Source organism: Citrobacter enshiensis, from assembly GCF_029338175.1.
Classification (GTDB): Bacteria; Pseudomonadota; Gammaproteobacteria; order Enterobacterales; family Enterobacteriaceae; genus Citrobacter_D; species Citrobacter_D enshiensis.
Window position 1 is genome coordinate 3,356,473 of sequence record NZ_CP119862.1, and the last position, 15,718, is coordinate 3,372,190.

The window sequence follows — 15,718 nt, forward strand, 5'->3', positions numbered from 1 at the left end:
GCAAACAGAGGATGTAGCGGAACTTAAGCGAAAAAAAACGCCGCGAAGCGCGGCGTTAATCGAATGGGATTGTGTCGTGTGGCTTATTCGCCCACTTTCGCCCACGTATCACGTAAACCGACAGTACGGTTAAATACCAGTTTGTCAGCCGTTGCATAGCGGCTGTCGAGGCAGAAGTATCCCTCACGCTCGAACTGGAAGGCTTTACCCGCAACCGCAGTCTTCAGCGACGGTTCTGCGAAGCCCTGCTTGATCACCAGAGAATCCGGGTTCATCGCCGACAGGAAATCTTCCGCCGCGCCCGGATTCGGTATGCTGAAAAGGCGATCGTACAGACGAATTTCAACCGGCAATGCGTGCGCAGCACTCACCCAGTGAATAACGCCTTTTACTTTACGACCGTCAGCCGGATCTTTGCTCAGGGTGTCTGCATCATAGGTACAGAAGATGGTGGTGATATTACCTTCCGCATCTTTCTCTACACGCTCTGCTTTGATCACGTACGCATTACGCAGACGCACTTCTTTCCCCATCACCAGACGTTTGTACTGCTTGTTGGCTTCTTCACGGAAATCAGCACGGTCGATCCAGATCTCACCGCTGAACGGAACTTCACGGCTGCCCATTTCCGGTTTGTTCGGATGGTTAGGCATGGTGACCATTTCGCCTTCGCCCTGGTAGTTCTCGATAACCAGTTTCACCGGGTCGATAACCGCCATTGCGCGCGGGGCGTTTTCGTTCAGATCTTCACGGATGCAAGATTCCAGCGATGCCATCTCAATGGTGTTGTCCTGCTTGGTGACGCCGATGCGTTTGCAGAACTCACGGATAGCGGCAGCCGTGTAACCACGGCGACGCAGACCAGAAATCGTCGGCATGCGCGGGTCATCCCAGCCTTCTACGTGCTTTTCCGTCACCAGCTGATTCAGCTTACGTTTGGACATCACGGTGTATTCCAGATTCAGGCGCGAGAATTCGTACTGGCGCGGGTGAACCGGGATCGTGATGTTGTCCAGCACCCAGTCGTACAGGCGACGGTTGTCCTGGAATTCCAGCGTACACAGGGAGTGCGTAATGCCTTCCAGCGCATCGCTGATGCAGTGGGTGAAGTCGTACATCGGGTAGATGCACCACTTGCTGCCCGTCTGATGATGATCGGCAAATTTAATGCGATACAGCACCGGATCGCGCATGACGATAAACGGCGACGCCATATCAATTTTGGCGCGCAGGCACGCTTTGCCTTCTTCAAAACCGCCAGCCCGCATTTTCTCAAACAGCGCGAGGTTCTCTTCTACGCTGCGATCGCGGAACGGGCTGTTTTTGCCAGGCGCTGTCAGCGTGCCGCGGTATTCGCGGATCTCATCAGCAGACAATTCGTCAACATAGGCCAGGCCTTTGTTGATCAGCTCAACGGCATACGCATACAGCTGATCAAAGTAATCTGAGGAGTAGCAGATGTCGCCAGACCAGTTGAAGCCCAACCATTGCACATCGTTCTTAATAGACTCTACGTATTCGATATCTTCTTTTACCGGGTTGGTATCATCGAAACGCAGGTTGCATTGACCCTGGTAATCTTGCGCGATACCAAAGTTCAGGCAGATAGACTTAGCGTGACCGATATGCAGGTAACCATTGGGTTCCGGCGGGAAACGGGTATGAACTGTGGTGTGCTTACCACTGGCCAGATCTTCATCGATGATCTGACGAATAAAGTTAGTCGGGCGGGCTTCAGCCTCACTCATCGTGGATTCCTCAAAGCGTAAACAACGTATAACGGCATATGATCTTATAAGCCGGACAGACTGACAACCTTTAGTTACTTAAAATACGTATCAGACTGGCATTATGGGATCGATTGCTGCAAAAAAAAGCGGCGGAGGTTTCCCCCCGCCGCTTAAGGCATAGACTCTACTCAGGAGCGATTACTTGCCTTTAATCTCATACAGCACCGTCTGACCTGCAACGACGTGTCCTTCCGCTTTCACAACCAGCCCACCAAAATCATCGATGTTGCTGCAAACGACAGGACTGATCATTGAGCGCGCATTCGCATCCAGGTACGCCAGATCCATTTCCAGAATCGGCTGCCCTGCAACGACTTCGGCACCCTCTTCCACCAGACGCTTGAAGCCCTGGCCACCCAACGCGACAGTATCGATACCCATGTGGACAACGATTTCCGCACCTTTTTCTGTTTCCAGGCAGAAGGCGTGGTTGGTGTTGAAGATTTTCACGATGGTACCCGCAGCCGGGGAAACCACGGTTTTATCAGTTGGTTTTACCGCTACGCCATCGCCTACGGCTTTACTGGCGAACGCTTCATCAGGAACCTGATCCAGTGCCACGACATCACCGGTAACCGGGGAAACCAGCTCAGCGATAGTCACTGTATTCAGAACAGCCTGTGGTTTAGCTGCTGGAGCCGCCGCGGCTGGCGCTGCGTCAGCAGAGGCTGCTGCGACCGGACCCGTGGTTTTCATCGCGTTAGCGATTTTCTCAGCCACAAAGCCAACGATAATCTGTACGCTGGTTTTGTTCAGGCGAATCACACCAGAAGCCCCCAGGCGTTTTGCCATCGCTTCGTTCACCAGTGAAGAGTCTTTCACATTCAGACGCAGACGAGTGATACACGCATCGATACCTGTCAGGTTGTCAGAACCCCCCACCGCAGCGATATACTGACGCGCCAGACCGGCAACGTCCTGGTCTTTGTCAGCGCTCACATTCATGTCCTGACCATCGGCTTCGCTACCGGCAACCGCCAGCTCACGACCCGGAGTCATCAGATTGAATTTGGTGATAGTAAAGCGGAACACCACATAGTAGATCGCGAAGAAGACCAGACCCTGTGGGATCAGCATCCACCAGTGCGTCGCCAGCGGGTTACGGGAAGAAAGCACCATATCCACCAGACCCGCACTGAAACCGAAACCGGCAATCCAGTGCATAGAGGCAGCGATGAAGACTGAAATCCCGGTCAGAACGGCGTGGATAACATACAGAACCGGTGCAACGAACATGAAGGAGAATTCCAGCGGCTCGGTGATCCCGGTGAAGAAGGCAGCGAATGCGCCCGCCATCATGATACCCAGCACTTTCGCCTTGTTCTCAGGACGCGCGCAGTGGTAGATAGCCAGCGCTGCACCCGGCAGGCCGAACATCATGATTGGGAAGAAGCCCGCCTGGTAACGACCGGTAATGCCCACCACCGCTTTGCCCGCGTCAATAGACTGTGCGCCGCCGAGGAAGTTAGGAATGTCGTTAATGCCCGCCACGTCGAACCAGAACACGGAGTTAAGTGCGTGGTGCAGACCAACCGGAATCAGTAGGCGGTTGAAGAAGGCGTAGACGCCCGCGCCAACGGAACCCAGTTTCTGGATGTGTTCACCGAAGTTCACCAGACCGTCGAAGATAATCGGCCAGATAAACATCATGATGAAGGCAACAATGATCATCACAAAGGAGGTCAGAATCGGCACCAGACGACGGCCGCTGAAGAAGGAGAGCGCTTTCGGTAATTCAACGCCGCTGAAGCGGTTATACAGCTCAGCAGAAATGATACCCACCAGAATCCCCACGAACTGGTTGCTGATTTTACCGAACGCGGCAGGAACCTGGTCCGCAGGGATCTTCTGGATCATCGCAACTGCCGCTGGAGAACAAAGCGTGGTCAACACAAGGAAGCCCACAAAACCGGTCAGCGCCGCAGCACCGTCTTTATCTTTGGACATACCGTAAGCGACACCAATCGCAAACAGTACGGACATGTTATCGATGATTGCGGAACCCGATTTAATGAAGAACGCTGCTACCGCGTTATCTCCACCCCAACCCACGGGATCAATCCAGTAACCTACACCCATCAATATTGCTGCCGCAGGCAGCGTGGCCACCGGCACCATAAGCGCGCGGCCAACCTTTTGTAAATAACCTAGAATACTCACTTTATTCCCCCTATGAGACCCCGTTTAAGGCGCGTTCTCAGCTGTATTTTTATTGTGTCACTATCTTAGTGGTTCACTGGCATTCTGAGTGTGTGAAAATTTAATTCGTATCGCAAATTAAAAGCATGTTTTTTGTGAGTCCAGTCACCAAATATCGTTATAACCACTCCCTTTTACTGGCTAACTGCGAAAACTTATTTTATCATTCAAAAAATCAAGACGGATTGACTCTTGTTGATACAAAACCAGGTTACGCTTGTCTATGTACCCATGCTCAATCCGCCAACGTCTACATATACTTTTGAGGTGAAGAATGAGACTGATCCCCCTGAATACCGCTGAACAAGTCGGCAAATGGGCTGCTCGCCACATCGTTAACCGTATCAACGCATTCAAGCCGACGGCGGATCGTCCGTTTGTTCTGGGTCTGCCTACCGGTGGCACGCCATTGACCGCCTATAAAGCTTTAGTTGAAATGCACAAAGCGGGCCAGGTCAGCTTCAAGCATGTCGTGACTTTCAACATGGACGAATATGTTGGCCTTCCGAAAGAGCACCCGGAAAGCTATCATAGCTTCATGCACCGTAACTTCTTTGATCACGTTGATATTCCAGCAGAAAACATCAACCTTCTCAACGGTAACGCAGCGGATATTGATGCTGAATGTCGTCAGTATGAAGAAAAAATCCGTTCTTACGGTAAAATCCACCTGTTTATGGGTGGCGTAGGCAACGACGGTCACATCGCGTTTAACGAACCGGCCTCTTCTCTGGCTTCCCGCACGCGTATCAAAACATTGACCCATGACACTCGCGTGGCAAACTCTCGTTTCTTTGATGGCGATGTAAGTCAGGTGCCTAAATACGCGCTGACAGTGGGCGTGGGTACGCTGCTTGACGCAGAAGAAGTGATGATTCTGGTGCTGGGCCATCAGAAAGCGCAGGCGCTCCAGGCGGCGGTAGAAGGCAACGTCAACCACATGTGGACCATCAGCTGTCTGCAACTGCACCCGAAAGCCGTGGTGGTATGCGATGAGCCTTCCACCATGGAGCTGAAAGTTAAGACGCTGAAATACTTCAACGAGTTAGAAGCCGAAAATATTAAAGGTCTGTAATAGTATCCCCGCCCTGGTGAGCGTGTTGCAGGGCGGTATTTTTTGAAATCGGGGGTCGGAATGTATGCTTTAACCCAGGGCCGGATTTTTACCGGTCACGAAATTCTTGATGACCATGCGATTGTTGTCGCCAATGGCCTGATTGAAAGAGTCTGTCCAGTGGCGGAACTGCCGCCGGAGATCGAGCAACGCTCGCTGAATGGGGCCATTCTCTCCCCCGGTTTTATCGACGTACAGTTAAATGGCTGTGGTGGCGTGCAGTTCAACGATACCGCAGAAGCGGTGACCGTTGAAACGCTGGAAATTATGCAAAAAGCCAATGAACGTTCTGGCTGCACCAGCTATCTGCCAACGCTTATCACCACCAGTGATGATCTGATGAAACAGGGCATTCGCGTCATGCGTGAATACCTGGCGAAATATCCGCATCAGGCATTAGGTCTGCATCTTGAAGGCCCATGGTTGAACCTGGTCAAAAAAGGGACGCATAATCCGGGTTTTGTCCGTAAGCCTGACGCTGCGCTGGTTGATTTCCTGTGCGATAATGCCGACGTCATCACCAAAGTCACCCTGGCGCCAGAGATGGTTCCCGCTGACGTGATCACAAAACTGGCAGACGCGGGGATTGTGGTTTCTGCCGGGCATTCCAACGCAACGTTGAAAGAAGCGAAAGCCGGTTTCCGCGCGGGGATCACCTTCGCCACTCATCTGTTTAATGCCATGCCGTACATTACCGGTCGTGAGCCGGGTCTGGCGGGTGCGATTCTGGATGAAGCCGACATTTATTGTGGCGTAATCGCCGATGGCTTGCATGTTGATTATGCCAACATCCGTAACGCCAAACGCCTGAAAGGCGACAAACTGTGTCTGGTGACAGATGCAACAGCACCGGCAGGCGCAAACATTGAACAGTTCATTTTTGCTGGTAAAACAATATACTACCGCAATGGACTCTGTGTGGATGAGAACGGTACGCTGAGCGGTTCATCTTTAACCATGATTGAAGGTGTCCGTAATCTGGTCGAACATTGTGGTATTGCACTGGATGAAGTGCTGCGCATGGCGACTCTCTACCCTGCCCGTGCGATTGGCGTCGACCAACAACTCGGCAGCATTGCACCGGGTAAAGTGGCCAACCTGACCGCATTCACACACGACTTTAAAATCATCAAGACCATCGTTAATGGCAACGAGGTCGTTACTGAGTAAGAAAACGTATGACACCTGGCGGACAAGCTCAAATAGGTAATGTTGATCTCGTAAAACAGCTTAACAGTGCGGCCGTTTACCGCCTGATTGATCAGCATGGACCCATCTCGCGAATTCAGATTGCCGAGCAAAGTCAGCTTGCCCCCGCCAGCGTAACGAAAATTACGCGTCAACTTATTGAACGCGGGCTGATCAAAGAAGTTGATCAGCAGGCCTCCACCGGGGGCCGCCGCGCCATCTCTATCGTCACGGAAACCCGTAATTTCCATGCGATTGGCGTGCGTCTGGGTCGTCACGACACCACGCTGACCCTCTATGATCTGAGCAGTAAAGTCCTGGCGGAAGAGCATTACCCGCTCCCTGAACGTACTCAGGAAACGCTGGAATATGCCCTGCTCAATACCATTGAGGCCTTTATTGAAAGCTGCCAGCGTAAAATCCGCGAACTGATCGCCATTTCGGTGATCCTGCCGGGGCTTGTCGACCCCGAAAGCGGCGTCATTCGCTACATGCCACATATTCAGGTCGAAAACTGGGGGCTGGTTGAAGCGCTGGAAAAACGTTTTCACGTCACCTGTTTCGTCGGCCATGACATCCGTAGCCTGGCATTGGCTGAGCACTATTTTGGCGCAAGTCAGGATTGTGAAGACTCCATTCTGGTGCGCGTACACCGGGGCACCGGGGCGGGGATCATCTCCAACGGCCGAATTTTTATTGGTCGTAATGGTAATGTCGGCGAGATCGGCCACATTCAGGTTGAACCGCTCGGTGAACGCTGCCACTGCGGTAACTTTGGCTGTCTGGAAACCATCGCCGCCAATGCCGCCATTGAACATCGCGTACATAATTTATTGAAACAAGGCTATCAGAGCCGCGTTCCGCTGGATGACTGCACCATCAAAACCATCTGCAAGGCGGCCAATAAAGGCGATAGTCTGGCCGCAGAGGTTATTGAGCACGTGGGTCGCCATCTGGGAAAAACCATCGCTATTGCGATAAACCTGTTTAATCCGCAAAAGATTGTCATTGCCGGTGAGATAACCGAAGCCGACAAAGTCTTGTTACCGGCGATTGAAAGCTGCATTAACACACAGGCATTGAAAGCATTTCGTAAAAATCTGCCGGTTGTGCGTTCAACGTTGGATCACCGCTCCGCCATCGGTGCATTTGCGCTGGTAAAACGCGCCATGCTTAACGGCATTTTGCTTCAACATTTGCTGGAAAATTAATGCGCTTTTATAGTATCGGATTCATAACAATTTCCCTGGGTAGTTCATGACCATCAAAAATGTCATTTGTGATATCGACGGCGTGCTAATGCACGACAACATTGCCGTACCCGGTGCGGCAGAATTTTTGACGGGTATTCTGGAAAAAGGCCTGCCGCTGGTGCTGCTGACCAATTACCCCTCCCAAACCGGACAAGACCTGGCGAACCGCTTTGCCACCGCAGGTGTGAATGTGCCTGACAGCGTCTTTTATACCTCCGCAATGGCAACAGCCGATTTCCTGCGTCGTCAGGAAGGCAAAAAAGCCTACGTGGTGGGTGAAGGCGCGCTGATTCACGAATTGTATAAAGCAGGCTTTACCATCACCGACGTTAACCCGGACTTCGTGATCGTCGGCGAAACCCGTTCCTATAACTGGGAAATGATGCATAAAGCGGCCTTCTTTGTTGCCAATGGCGCCCGCTTTATTGCCACCAACCCGGATACCCACGGTCGCGGCTTCTATCCTGCCTGTGGCGCACTCTGCGCGGGTATTGAGAAAATCTCCGGTCGCAAACCGTTCTACGTCGGCAAACCGAGTCCGTGGATCATCCGTGCGGCGTTAAACAAAATGCAGGCACATTCCGAAGAAACGGTCATTGTCGGCGACAATCTGCGTACCGACATCCTTGCTGGTTTCCAGGCGGGGCTCGAAACGATTCTGGTGTTGTCTGGCGTCTCCACGCTTGACGATATCGACAGCATGCCGTTCAGACCAAGCTGGATCTACCCTTCCGTGGCCGAGATCGACGTTATCTGAAAACGACGCCATGTCTGATGGCGCTTTGCTTATCAGGCGACGATTCGCACTTCGCTGTAAGCCGGATAAGGTGTTTACGCCGCTATCCGGCAAAGTCTCATTTAATAAAACCGCCATAAAATTGCCGATTCATCAATAAACACGTTCATCACATAATCTTTTTTCACTAATCCACAATGCCTATTGCATTTTTTCTTTTCTGACCGGCAATTCACTTGCGCCCTCTCCTGCTTTGCGGCATTTTCTTAATCAAGCAAACACAAAAAGCACCACGCAACAGATTAATGGAGAAGGTTATGTGTTCTATTTTTGGCGTATTCGATATCAAAACAGACGCGGTTGAACTGCGTAAAAAATCCCTCGAACTGTCACGTCTGATGCGTCATCGCGGGCCGGACTGGTCCGGCATCTACGCCTGTGACAACGCGATCCTGGCGCATGAACGCCTGTCAATTGTTGACGTGAACGCCGGTGCCCAGCCGCTGTATAACGAGAAAAAAACGCACATCCTGGCTGTAAACGGTGAAATTTATAACCATCAGGCGTTACGTGCGGAATATGGCGATCGCTATACCTTCCAGACCGGTTCCGACTGTGAAGTGATCCTCGCGCTGTATCAGGAGAAAGGGGCGCAATTCCTCGACGATCTGCAGGGAATGTTTGCCTTTGCGCTTTACGACAGCGAGAAAGATGCCTACCTGATTGGTCGTGACCATCTTGGCATCATCCCTCTTTATATGGGATACGACGAACACGGCAACCTGTACGTCGCCTCCGAAATGAAAGCACTGGTTCCGGTATGCCGTACCATCAAAGAGTTCCCGGCGGGCAGTTATCTGTGGAGTAAAGAAGGGGAAATCCGCCAGTACTATCAGCGCGACTGGTTCGATTTTGATGCGGTAAAAGATAACGTTACCGACAAAAATGAACTGCGCCAGGCACTGGAAGACGCCGTCAAAAGCCACCTGATGTCAGACGTCCCCTATGGCGTACTGCTCTCCGGTGGTCTGGATTCATCGGTCATTTCCGCTATCACCAAAAAATATGCCGCGCGGCGTGTGGAAGATCAGGAGCGTTCCGAAGCCTGGTGGCCACAGTTGCACTCCTTTGCCGTCGGTCTCGAAGGTTCTCCGGACCTGAAAGCCGCACAGGAAGTGGCAAATCACCTTGGCACGGTGCACCACGAAATTTACTTCACGGTACAGGAAGGTCTGGATGCGATCCGTGATGTGATTTACCACATCGAAACTTACGATGTCACCACCATTCGCGCCTCGACGCCGATGTATTTAATGTCGCGTAAAATCAAAGCGATGGGTATTAAAATGGTGCTGTCCGGTGAAGGTTCTGACGAAGTGTTCGGCGGCTATCTCTACTTCCACAAAGCGCCAAATGCCAAAGAATTGCATGAAGAGACGGTACGTAAACTGCAGGCGTTGCATATGTTTGACTGCGCGCGTGCCAACAAAGCAATGTCAGCCTGGGGTGTGGAAGCGCGGGTCCCGTTCCTGGATAAGAAATTCCTTGATGTGGCAATGCGCATCAACCCACAGGATAAAATGTGCGGCAACGGTAAAATGGAAAAACATGTCCTGCGCGAATGTTTTGAGTCTTACCTACCGGCAAGCGTCGCGTGGCGTCAGAAAGAGCAATTCTCGGATGGCGTGGGTTATAGCTGGATCGACACACTGAAAGAAGTGGCCGCAGAACAGGTTTCTGACCAACAACTGGAAACCGCCCGCTTCCGCTTCCCGTACAACACGCCGTCATCAAAAGAAGCGTACTTGTACCGCGAGATCTTTGAAGAACTGTTCCCGGTTCCCAGCGCCGCAGAATGTGTGCCTGGCGGTCCGTCCGTCGCCTGTTCCTCTGCGAAAGCTATCGAGTGGGATGAAGCGTTTAAAACCATGAACGATCCTTCCGGTCGTGCGGTTGGCGTCCACCAGTCCGCCTATAAATAAGCGAAACGTGTAAAAAGAGCCCTCAGGGGCTCTTTTTTATATTGTAATAATCCTTACAAAAACGATTAATAACCAATAATTGCCGAATATTGCGTCACGCTGTTCGCAACCTAACCAAACAGTCACATTCCGGCCATTTTCAATGAAAAAGGGGTTGACGCTTCAAGGCTCAATACGCATAATGCGCCCCGCAACGCCGATAAGGTAACGCGAAAAAAAGATGGCTACGTAGCTCAGTTGGTTAGAGCACATCACTCATAATGATGGGGTCACAGGTTCGAATCCCGTCGTAGCCACCATCTTTTTTGCGGGAGTGGCGAAATTGGTAGACGCACCAGATTTAGGTTCTGGCGCCGCAAGGTGTGCGAGTTCAAGTCTCGCCTCCCGCACCATTCACCAGTAAGCGTTGCACGGATGGGGTATCGCCAAGCGGTAAGGCACCGGTTTTTGATACCGGCATTCCCTGGTTCGAATCCAGGTACCCCAGCCATTTTTTCTTCGATATAGCGGTTCACCGCAACGGTCTTTGGGGTATCGCCAAGCGGTAAGGCACCGGTTTTTGATACCGGCATTCCCTGGTTCGAATCCAGGTACCCCAGCCATCGAAGAAAGAAATCTGGCTACGTAGCTCAGTTGGTTAGAGCACATCACTCATAATGATGGGGTCACAGGTTCGAATCCCGTCGTAGCCACCATATTAAGGACGTATCGATTCAGTTCGGTAAATCCAAAAAAATTGTTGGGGTATCGCCAAGCGGTAAGGCTCTGGTTTCTGATACCAGCATTCCGAGGTTCGAATCCTCGTACCCCAGCCAATTTCAAAAGACGTTTACGTTGTAGACGCACCCGTTGGGGTATCGCCAAGCGGTAAGGCTCTGGTTTCTGATACCAGCATTCCGAGGTTCGAATCCTCGTACCCCAGCCACATAAAAAAAGCTCGCTTCGGCGAGCTTTTTGCTTTTCTGCGTTTATTGCCTGATGGCGCTACGCTTATCAGGCCTACGACGAGTCGCGTAGGCCTGCATAAAAATTACAACCCTAATGCATACTTCAGCGCCTGGCGCTTAAGTACCCCGGCCCGCTCGGCCGCCATTAGCCCAATATTGCGCATGATCCTCAGCGGTTGCAGATTATTGCTGAACCCGGCATAGAACAGATCCATCCCACTCTGCATGATGAAGTTATCGGTCATACGGCGTGTCTGATAGCGTTTCAGCACCTGATGGCTGGACCAGGATTCACCATAGCTCCGCGCATTGGCCAGCACGTCGATCAACGCATCAACGTCACGATAGCCTAAATTCACCCCCTGCCCCGCAAGAGGATGAATGGTGTGCGCCGCATCCCCCACCAGCGCCAGTCCTGGCTGAACGTACTGCAAAGCATGTCGGCGCGTGAGTGGAAATGCCCCTGCCGCTATGGCTGTGACGCTGCCCAAACGCGAAGGGAAATGTTTTTCAATCTCGACCTGCAACTGCGGCATGCTCAGGCTCTGCAACTGGCGAATTCGGGCTGGCGTGTCATACCACACCAGCGACGCCCAATTGTCGAACAACGGCAGAAATGCGCGTGGACCGTCTGGTGTAAATTGTTGCCAGGTGCTGTCGCCAGGATCGCGGTCACATTGCACGCTGATCAACATGCAGGATTGATCGTACTGCCAGGCATGGATACCGATGCCCGCCATTTGCCGAATCCGCGAGTTAGCACCATCCGCCCCCACCACCAGTTTTGCCGTGATTATCTCGCCACCGGCCAGCTCCAGCTCGTGACGGTCATTGTTACGGTGCAAGGCAATGAGGGAGGCGGGAACACGCAGCGTCACTTTAGGATGCGCCTCCAGCGCCTGCCAGAGTGCGCGTTGCAGGACGTTGTTCTCCACCATATATCCCAGCAGCGGTAATTTAAGCTCGGCGGCATCGAACATCACATGGGCGTTTTCCCACTCCCAGGTTTCCAGACGGCGGTATGGGTGGCTGCGCATCCCTTGTACCGTATCCCAGACGCCCAAACCTTTGAGTAACGACACTGACGCCGCGCTGATCGCCGAGATACGGACATCGGGCTGGCTGTCGGTAACAAATGGCGCAGGGGCGGCATGCTCTATGACCGTCACCGAAAATCCTTGTTGCGCCAGCCCCAGCGCCAGCGCGCCGCCGACCATCCCAGCGCCGACAATGGCTACTTCCGTTGGTTGATTTGTCATGGTCAATCATCCTGTTAGCAATATGCTTTAAGTTTACAGGATTTTTTACCCCTTGAGGCTGATAACGGTCATACTGGTCACAACCGCGTCAAAGCATTACACTATGCGCCCTGCATTCCTGGCTACTATTTCGCAAGAGCAAGTCGATGACCAAAAAACTCCATATTAAAACCTGGGGCTGTCAGATGAACGAGTACGATTCATCGAAGATGGCCGATCTGCTGGACGCCACCCACGGGTATCAACTGACCGACGTGGCGGAAGAAGCGGATGTGCTGCTGCTGAATACCTGCTCAATCCGCGAGAAGGCTCAGGAAAAAGTCTTCCATCAATTAGGTCGCTGGAAGCTCTTAAAAGAGAAAAACCCGGATCTGATTATCGGCGTCGGCGGCTGTGTGGCGTCCCAGGAAGGTGACCACATTCGTCAACGTGCGCACTATGTCGACATCATTTTTGGGCCGCAGACGCTGCATCGCCTGCCTGAAATGATCAACTCCGTGCGCGGCAACCGGAGTCCGGTCGTCGATATCAGTTTCCCGGAGATCGAGAAGTTCGACCGCCTGCCGGAACCGCGTGCCGATGGTCCAACGGCATTTGTCTCCATCATGGAAGGCTGCAACAAATATTGTACTTACTGCGTGGTGCCCTACACCCGTGGTGAGGAAGTCAGCCGTCCGTCTGATGACATTCTGTTTGAAATCGCCCAGCTTGCTGCCCAGGGCGTTCGCGAAGTGAATCTGCTCGGCCAGAACGTTAACGCGTGGCGTGGCGAGAACTACGACGGCACCACCGGTTCATTCGCCGATTTGCTGCGTCTGGTCGCCGCGATTGATGGCATTGACCGCATTCGTTTCACCACCAGCCATCCGATCGAGTTCACCGATGATATCGTTGAAGTCTACCGTGATACCCCTGAGCTGGTGAGCTTCCTGCATCTGCCAGTACAGAGCGGCTCAGATCGCGTGCTGAATCTGATGGGGCGTACCCACACGGTGCTGGAATACAAAGCGATCATCCGTAAACTGCGCGCAGCGCGTCCGGACATTCAGATAAGCTCCGATTTCATCGTCGGCTTCCCTGGCGAAACGACGCAAGATTTCGAGCAGACCATGAAGCTGATTGCCGACGTGAACTTCGACATGAGCTACAGCTTTATCTTCTCTGCCCGCCCGGGTACTCCTGCCGCCGATATGGTTGACGACGTTCCGGAAGCCGAGAAAAAACAGCGTCTGTATATCCTGCAAGAGCGTATCAACCAGCAGGCGACGGCCTGGAGCCGCCGTATGCTCGGCACCACGCAGCGTATTCTGGTGGAAGGGACATCGCGCAAGAGCATCATGGAGCTGTCGGGGCGCACTGAAAATAACCGGGTCGTGAACTTTGAAGGTAGCCCGGACATGATCGGTAAGTTTGTCGATGTGGAAATCACTGACGTCTGGACCAACTCCCTGCGCGGTAACGTTATCCGCACAGAAGACGAAATGGGCCTGCGTATTGCAGAAACCCCGGAATCGGTCATTGCCCGTACCCGTAAAGAGAACGACTCAGGCGTTGGATTCTACCAGCCTTAATCCTCAAGGCCTGCCACCGGGCAGGCCTTGTAATTCCCCTCTTTGTCCCCATCTTCATTGCAATGCTTGCGCCTTTATCCTGTGGCGTGAATAATTTCCTTACAGGCCGGGAATATTCATCTTCCGGCGCCCTATGCATAAGAGGAACAGTTTGAACATAGACACTCGCGAAATCACCCTTGAGCCTGCAGACAATGCCCGTCTGCTGAGCCTTTGCGGCCCGTTTGATGACAACATTAAACAGCTGGAGCGCCGTCTCGGCATCGAGATTAACCGCCGTGACAACCACTTTAAACTGACCGGTCGCCCGATTTGCGTGACCGCTGCGGCAGATATTTTACGCAGTCTGTATGTCGATACCGCTCCGGTGCGTGGTCAAAAGCAGGATATTGAGCCGGAACAGATCCACCTCGCCATCAAAGAAGCGCGGGTGCTGGAACAGAGCGCGGAGAGCGTGCCGGAGTACGGCAAAGCGGTGAACATCAAAACCAAACGCGGTGTGATTAAGCCACGTACGCCAAACCAGGCGCAATACATCGCCAATATTCTTGATCACGATATCACCTTCGGGGTTGGCCCCGCCGGTACAGGGAAAACGTACCTTGCCGTCGCCGCTGCCGTCGATGCTCTTGAGCGTCAGGAAATTCGTCGTATTCTGCTGACCCGTCCGGCGGTAGAAGCTGGGGAAAAGCTGGGATTCCTGCCAGGCGATCTGAGCCAAAAAGTCGATCCGTATTTGCGTCCCTTGTATGACGCCCTGTTCGAAATGTTAGGTTTTGAAAAGGTCGAAAAACTGATTGAACGTAACGTGATTGAAGTCGCACCGCTGGCCTATATGCGTGGTCGTACCCTGAACGACGCCTTTATCATTCTCGATGAAAGCCAGAACACCACCATCGAACAGATGAAAATGTTCCTGACGCGTATCGGTTTTAATTCGAAAGCGGTGATCACCGGCGACATCACGCAAATTGACCTGCCGCGCAGCACCAAGTCTGGTCTGCGCCACGCCATTGAAGTGCTCTCTGAGGTTGATGAGATCAGTTTTAATTTCTTCCACAGTGAAGACGTTGTACGCCACCCGGTTGTCGCGCGGATCGTTACCGCCTATGAAGCCTGGGAAGAAGCAGAACAAAAACGAAAAGCAGAACTGGCTGCCGTTCGTAAGCATGAAGCCCAGGAGCAAGGACAAAAATGAGTCAGGTTATTCTCGATTTACAGCTCGCATGTGAAAACAACACGGGCTTACCGGAAGAAAGTCAGTTTCAGACATGGCTGAATGCGGTGATCCCACAGTTTCAGGAAGAGTCAGAAGTCACCATTCGTCTGGTGGATGAAGCGGAAAGCCACGATCTTAACCTGACTTACCGTGGCAAAGATAAGTCAACCAACGTACTCTCTTTCCCGTTTGAAGCACCCCCGGGTATTGAGATGCCGCTGCTGGGCGATTTGATAATCTGCCGTCAGGTGGTTGAGCAAGAAGCGAAAGAACAGGGCAAACCGCTGGATGCCCACTGGGCACATATGGTGGTGCACGGTAGCCTGCATTTATTGGGCTACGATCATATTGAAGATGACGAAGCGGAAGAGATGGAATCCCTTGAAACAGAGATTATGCTTGCTCTGGGCTATGAGGATCCGTACATTGCCGAGAAGGAATAAGCGACCGGGCTGATGCC

Annotated in this window: 11 protein-coding genes and 7 tRNA genes; 15 read left to right on the forward strand and 3 right to left on the reverse strand. The window is 52.5% G+C overall.

Features of this window, described 5'->3' with window-relative positions; translation table 11 throughout:
- Positions 1–83: 83 nt before the first annotated feature.
- Positions 84–1,748 carry a glutamine--tRNA ligase gene (gene glnS / locus P2W74_RS16155; RefSeq protein ID WP_276292406.1) on the reverse strand — a complete coding sequence of 555 codons (1,665 nt, stop codon included), beginning with the start codon at positions 1,746–1,748 and terminating at the stop codon, positions 84–86.
- A gap of 180 nt (positions 1,749–1,928) precedes the next feature.
- Positions 1,929–3,950, reverse strand: coding sequence for an N-acetylglucosamine-specific PTS transporter subunit IIBC (nagE, locus tag P2W74_RS16160; protein ID WP_276292407.1), 2,022 nt, complete (start codon positions 3,948–3,950; stop codon positions 1,929–1,931).
- Between the two features lie 313 nt (positions 3,951–4,263).
- Here nagE and nagB point away from each other — a divergent pair, with 313 nt between their 5' ends.
- The 12 genes from nagB to P2W74_RS16220 all read left to right on the forward strand — a co-directional run bounded on the left by nagB (position 4,264) and on the right by P2W74_RS16220 (position 11,187).
- Entirely contained in the window at positions 4,264–5,064 is an 801-nt protein-coding gene (nagB, locus tag P2W74_RS16165) for a glucosamine-6-phosphate deaminase (RefSeq protein WP_203358490.1), read from the forward strand.
- Between the two features lie 60 nt (positions 5,065–5,124).
- Positions 5,125–6,273 carry an N-acetylglucosamine-6-phosphate deacetylase gene (nagA, locus tag P2W74_RS16170; protein WP_276292408.1) on the forward strand — a complete coding sequence of 383 codons (1,149 nt, stop codon included), beginning with the start codon at positions 5,125–5,127 and terminating at the stop codon, positions 6,271–6,273.
- An 8-nt stretch (positions 6,274–6,281) separates the two neighbouring features.
- A complete protein-coding gene (gene nagC, locus P2W74_RS16175; RefSeq protein ID WP_276292409.1) occupies positions 6,282–7,502 on the forward strand; it encodes a DNA-binding transcriptional regulator NagC in 1,221 nt (406 codons plus the stop codon).
- 46 nt (positions 7,503–7,548) lie between these two features.
- Positions 7,549–8,301 carry a ribonucleotide monophosphatase NagD gene (gene nagD / locus P2W74_RS16180; protein ID WP_192611555.1) on the forward strand — a complete coding sequence of 251 codons (753 nt, stop codon included), beginning with the start codon at positions 7,549–7,551 and terminating at the stop codon, positions 8,299–8,301.
- A gap of 296 nt (positions 8,302–8,597) precedes the next feature.
- Positions 8,598–10,262, forward strand: a complete 1,665-nt coding sequence (gene asnB / locus P2W74_RS16185; protein ID WP_276292410.1) for an asparagine synthase B — start codon at positions 8,598–8,600, stop codon at positions 10,260–10,262.
- 222 nt (positions 10,263–10,484) lie between these two features.
- A tRNA-Met gene (locus P2W74_RS16190) sits at positions 10,485–10,561 on the forward strand.
- A gap of 8 nt (positions 10,562–10,569) precedes the next feature.
- Positions 10,570–10,654 (forward strand) — tRNA-Leu (locus P2W74_RS16195).
- Between the two features lie 23 nt (positions 10,655–10,677).
- Positions 10,678–10,752, forward strand: a tRNA-Gln gene (locus tag P2W74_RS16200).
- A 37-nt stretch (positions 10,753–10,789) separates the two neighbouring features.
- A tRNA-Gln gene (locus P2W74_RS16205) sits at positions 10,790–10,864 on the forward strand.
- A 16-nt stretch (positions 10,865–10,880) separates the two neighbouring features.
- Positions 10,881–10,957: transfer RNA gene (locus P2W74_RS16210), tRNA-Met, on the forward strand.
- Positions 10,958–11,002: 45 nt separating this feature from the next.
- Positions 11,003–11,077: transfer RNA gene (locus P2W74_RS16215), tRNA-Gln, on the forward strand.
- Between the two features lie 35 nt (positions 11,078–11,112).
- Positions 11,113–11,187: transfer RNA gene (locus P2W74_RS16220), tRNA-Gln, on the forward strand.
- A 105-nt stretch (positions 11,188–11,292) separates the two neighbouring features.
- On the opposite strand, the gene ubiF is transcribed toward P2W74_RS16220, so the two are convergent.
- Positions 11,293–12,468, reverse strand: coding sequence for a 3-demethoxyubiquinol 3-hydroxylase (gene ubiF / locus P2W74_RS16225; RefSeq protein WP_276292411.1), 1,176 nt, complete (start codon positions 12,466–12,468; stop codon positions 11,293–11,295).
- Positions 12,469–12,614: 146 nt separating this feature from the next.
- Between ubiF and miaB the strand changes: the two genes are divergently transcribed.
- The 3 genes from miaB (at position 12,615) to ybeY (ending at position 15,701) form a co-directional block, all read left to right on the forward strand.
- A complete protein-coding gene (miaB, locus tag P2W74_RS16230) occupies positions 12,615–14,039 on the forward strand; it encodes a tRNA (N6-isopentenyl adenosine(37)-C2)-methylthiotransferase MiaB (protein WP_276292412.1) in 1,425 nt (474 codons plus the stop codon).
- Between the two features lie 151 nt (positions 14,040–14,190).
- Positions 14,191–15,237, forward strand: a complete 1,047-nt coding sequence (locus P2W74_RS16235; protein WP_276292413.1) for a PhoH family protein — start codon at positions 14,191–14,193, stop codon at positions 15,235–15,237.
- On the forward strand, positions 15,234–15,701 hold the full coding sequence (gene ybeY / locus P2W74_RS16240) for an rRNA maturation RNase YbeY (protein ID WP_276292414.1): 468 nt from the start codon (positions 15,234–15,236) through the stop codon (positions 15,699–15,701). Before P2W74_RS16235 ends, ybeY begins: the two co-directional genes overlap by 4 nt.
- Positions 15,702–15,718: the final 17 nt, after the last annotated feature.